The sequence below is a fragment of the Frankia sp. AgKG'84/4 genome (assembly GCF_023242965.2).
GTDB lineage: Bacteria > Actinomycetota > Actinomycetes > Frankiales > Frankiaceae > Frankia.
Map to the genome: position 1 here is coordinate 1 of NZ_JALKFU020000444.1, position 4438 is coordinate 4438.

Consider the following 4438-nt stretch of genomic DNA (forward strand, 5'->3'; position numbering starts at 1 on the left):
GCCGGCAGCGGCCAGGGCCGCTGGTGCGGTGGGTACCACGCAGCTCGGCAGACCGTAGGCGCTGGCCGCGACGGTGCAGGCGAGGGTCGCCTGCCGCCAGGTGTCCCGTTCCTCGCGGCCGGCGGACCGCGGGTGGGCGGGTCCGGCGGTGGCCGGGCGCACGATCCAGGTGTCCGCGCCGATCCGGTCGAGCAGCCGCGCACGGCCCTCGGCAATGAGCCGTTCGGCGCGCCGCTCCGCGTCGGCGTCGATGGTGGCGCCAACGCGGAACCGTGCCTCGACCTCGGCGTCGAGGGCACCGGGGTGGGCGGTGATCCAGGGGCCGTGCAGTCGCCACGCCTGCGCGGCCTGCACGGCCCGGAACGCCGCGAGCAGCGCGGCCGCATCGGGGTCCTCGCGCATCGGTCCGACGACGAGTCGCACGTCAAGGGCATCGGCGAGGCGGGCCGCGACCTCCACCGGCCCTTCCCGCGCCGACGTCGTCCCGCGCTCGGCGCTGCCGGGCGGGGCGACGACGAACAGCCTGCCCGGCCGAACCGGCATGCCCGGCGGCAGCAGGACGTCGCCGACGGCATGCAGCACGCCGGGGTCGGCGGCCAGCCAGCCGACCGTGTCGAACGACGGGGCCAGGCCGAGCACCCCGTCGAGGGACACCGCGCCGTGCGTCGGCCGCAGCCCATACAGGCCGCACACCGACGCGGGCACCCGAACCGAGCCGGCCGTGTCGGTGCCGAGGCCGAGGTCGGCGAGCCCGGCGGCGACGGCGGCCGCCGGGCCGCTCGTCGACCCGCCGCTGACCAGCTCGGGTGCCGCCGGATTCGGCGGCATGCCATAGTGCGCGTTCGCGCCGGACAGCGCGAACGCCAGCTCATCGGTCCGCGCGATCCCCGCGACCGCGGCGCCGGCCAAGCGCAGCAGCCGCACCGCGTCGGCGTCGGCCGTCTCGACCGGAGCGCCGGCGAGCACCGTCGGGTTGCCGGCGCCGACGCGATGGCCGCCGAGCGCGACCACGTCCTTCACTGCCATCCGCAGGCCGTCCAAGGCACCACTGCCCGTCGCGGGCAGCAGCGGAGCTCCATGTTCGCGCCACACCGACGACCACTGCTCGGGCGTCCACCGCTCGGACGATGGCCGCCCTGATGACCTCAATGCCGGCGACCTGCCCTCGACGCCGCTCACCCGCCGGCCGCCGCGCCCGGCGGGTTGGCCATCGGCGCGACGCAGGCGGCGACGACCTGCCAGCCGGCGTCGCCGCGCGCCCACACCTGGGTCTGCGTGCTCAGGCCAAGCACCTCCCCGTCGGCGCCGAGGCGCTCGTTCGTCGACACGGTCACGACGGTCTGCCCCGGACTGCGCACGACGTGCAGGTCGCGCAGTCGCCGCGGACCTGGCGTCGGGCGGGCGGCCCGGAACGCGGCGAGCGCACCTGGCCCGACGACCGGGCCGTCGAGGTCGACCCGTACGACGTGGTCGGCGGCGGAGAAGGCGTCCCGCTGCCCGTCGACGTCCCCGGCCATGAGCGCCCGCTCGTAGCGGACGAACGCGGCCCCGAGCGCCGGGTCGTACCCGGCGAGCGCCGCCGGGACGTCGGCTGCCTGGCCGGCGTCCACCTGGACATCCGGCTCGGCATCCCTATCGGTGTCCGGCTCCGCGTCCGCGTCCGCGTCGGGCTCGGCGTCCGGATCCACGTCCGTGTCAGCATCGGGCTCGAGTTCCCGCTCGGCGTTCGCCGGGCTGTTGCCAGGGTCGGCGGCCGGGGGGCGCAGGATGCTGAAGTCGGCGAAGTCGTGGCGGTGGACCGGGCGGCGCAGCAGGTCCGTGCCCGGACGACCCGCGGCGGTGCCGGCGGCGACCCGGTCGAAGGCGTCGGCGGCGCGGCGCAGGAAGTCCGGGCCGACCCGGTAGCGCAGCGTGTGCGCCGGGAAGATCTCCCGGACCAAGCCGTCGAGCCGGGTGTGCAGGTCGCGCAGGGTGGCGGCGAAGACCTCGACGGCGGCGTCGGGCAGATGCACCCAGAAGTCGCCGGTGATGAGCGTGTCGCCGGCGAACAGCAGGCCGGCGTGCTCGTCGAACAGGCACAGCGAGTCCGGGGAGTGCCCGGGGGTGTGCAGCACGGTCAGCGCGCGTCCGCCGAGATCGATCCGCGCCCCGTCGGCGAGCGGCGCGGGCGCGGGGCCGGCGGGAACGGTCCACGCGTCGGCCTCCGGCGGCACCGGGCGCGGCGTCGTCTCCGCGGTGAGCAGGTGGAAGAACCGTCCGTCGTCGTCACGCAGTCGTTCGTAGGCGGTGTACTGCTCGCGGGCGACGCCGAGGTAGGCGCCGAGCCGTGCGGGGGGCACCGGCGCCATCACCGCGGCGGCGGCCAGCGGGTGGGCGGCGACGTCGTCGAAGAGCCAGTTGCCGCCGCGATGGTCGTCGTGGCCGTGGGAGTTCACGGCGAGGATCGGGCGCGGCGTCAGTGTGCGGGCGGCTTCGTGGACGTCGGCGAGGCCGAGGCCGGTGTCAACGAGCACCGCGCGGTCGGCGCCCTCGACGAGGAAGCAGTTCACGTGACCCGGTTCGGCGACCAGCCAGGTCCCGGGCGCCAGCGGCCGCAGGGCGAACCAGTCGGCCGCGGGCAGCGGCGCCGTCACGTCCGCCGGCCAGGCAGCCGCCCGGTGGTGAGCGCGGACGGTGGTACGGCGGCGAGCACGGCGCGATCCTCGTCGTCGGTGCCGGCGAGCGGCCCGCGTCGCACCAGGTCGGCGAACCCGGCGTCGGGGCACATGAGGGTCAGCGCGTACAGCCGGTCGGCACCGGTGTTGCGGATGTGGTGCAGCGATGTCGGCGGCAGGACGAGCGTGGCGCCGGCGGCGACGGGAACCTCGGTGTCGTCGCAGACCGCGAGGCCCTCGCCGCGCAGGAACACGAACAGCTCGGTCGAGCCCGGATGGCTGTTCGGCGGCTGCGCGCCACCGGCGTCCCACGCCTCGAGCAGCACCGTGACCGGCGAGGACTCCGGGCCGACGAGCACCCCGAGGCGCACGCTGTCCCCGGCGGTGATGTGACGCATCTCCAGTGCGTCCGGACCGATCACGGTCGGCGTCGTCGGCATCGGCGTCGTCGGCATCGGCGTCACCGCCGTCCGGCTGGGGCGCCGGCCAGTCCGACACCGGTCGCGGGCAGGGCGGCGGTGAACGCGCTGGACTGGGCGACGAAGCCGAAGCACTGGGCGACGTTGTAGACGGTGGCGTCGTGGCAGAACGACGGGGAGGTCGTCGCCGAGCAGTCCTCCAGCAGGATCACGTCGTAGCCGAGGCAGGCGGCGTCGGTGAGGGTGGCGAGCACGCACTGGTCGGAGTTCACCCCGGCGAACAGCAGCGTCGTCACGGCGAGGTTGCGCAGGACGGCGTCGAGGGGGGTGTCGAAGAAGCCGCTCATCCGGTACTTGTCGACGCGCACGTCGCCGCTGGGCGGGGTGAGCTCGTCGACGATCGCCGCCGACCAGCTTCCCGCCTGCAGCGTCGGACTGCCGCCGGGCCGGGCGGGCGCGCCGAGGCCGCCGCCGGAGCCGTCGGGGTCGTAGACGTGGCGCACGCCGGGCGGCACGTTCGCGAGGTCCGGCCGGTTGCCCCAGTTCAGCCAGACAACCGGCACGTCCACCGCGCGCAGCGCCGGCAGGACGGCGCGCAGCGCCTCGATCGGCTTTCGAGCCGGCTCGATGTCGACGCCGATGCCGGCGAGCCAACCGTCGGGATGGCAGAAGTCGTTCTGCATGTCGACGACGACGATCGCGGTGCGGGCGAGATCAAGGGTGATCCGCTGCGGATGGGCCTCGACGGACAGTGACAACGAGGCGACGGGGCGGCGGCGCAGATCCACCTGATCAGGCGACACCCCCCACGAGTTGCGGGGAGCTCCGAGCCGAATGTCGACCACGCGAACATCCTGCGTGTGGACGTTTTCGCCGGCATTTCCGACCCGTTGCGCCAACGTCGCGTCCACCCGGTCCGCGGCGATCACGCCGGTAACGCCGCTGACATGGGCCTATGGCAGGGTCACCGGCCGTGGATGTGCTGCACAGCGGAGTCGCGATCCCCACCGGTTCGACGTATCTGCCGGCCCGGCCGGACGAGGTCGCCTGGGGCCTGCTGCCGAACGCGACGAGCCGGCCGATCCTGACCGTGTCGTCCGGCCAGGCCGTACTGATCGACACGATCAGTCACGAGGGTCTGCTCGCCGACCAGGGCAGCGACCCGGCGGCGTTCTTCGGCGCCGCCGGCATCGGCGCGGGCGATCTGCTCGACGACGTGCTGGCGCTGGCCCGCTCCGGCCGTCGCCACACCCCGGACGTCGCCGGCCCGCATGTCGTCACTGGTCCGGTCGCGGTCGCCGGCGCCCGCCCCGGCGACGTGCTGGAGGTCGAGGTCCTGGCGCTGACGCGGCGCGCCCCCTACGG

4 protein-coding genes and 1 pseudogene are annotated in these 4438 nt (G+C 75.2%); 1 reads left to right on the top strand and 4 read right to left on the bottom strand.

All coding sequences use genetic code 11. From position 1 onward, the window contains the following. The 4 genes from MXD58_RS20875 to MXD58_RS20890 form a co-directional block, all read right to left on the bottom strand. On the bottom strand, window positions 1–1026 hold a 1026-nt coding region (locus MXD58_RS20875; RefSeq protein WP_250609773.1), incomplete at its 3' end, for an amidase family protein. Between the two features lie 149 nt (window positions 1027–1175). After that, on the bottom strand, window positions 1176–2633 hold the full coding sequence (locus MXD58_RS20880) for an AtzH-like domain-containing protein (protein WP_248841244.1): 1458 nt from the start codon (window positions 2631–2633) through the stop codon (window positions 1176–1178). After that, on the bottom strand, window positions 2630–3109 hold the full coding sequence (locus MXD58_RS20885) for a cupin domain-containing protein (protein ID WP_248841245.1): 480 nt from the start codon (window positions 3107–3109) through the stop codon (window positions 2630–2632). The genes MXD58_RS20880 and MXD58_RS20885 overlap by 4 nt, the downstream gene beginning before the upstream one ends. Window positions 3110–3114: 5 nt before the next feature. After that, window positions 3115–3918 (bottom strand): cysteine hydrolase family protein, encoded by an 804-nt coding sequence (locus MXD58_RS20890; protein WP_248841246.1) that lies wholly within the window; start codon window positions 3916–3918, stop codon window positions 3115–3117. A gap of 128 nt (window positions 3919–4046) precedes the next feature. Here MXD58_RS20890 and MXD58_RS20895 point away from each other — a divergent pair. Beyond that, a pseudogene (locus MXD58_RS20895) lies at window positions 4047–4438 on the top strand (acetamidase/formamidase family protein); the annotation flags it as partial.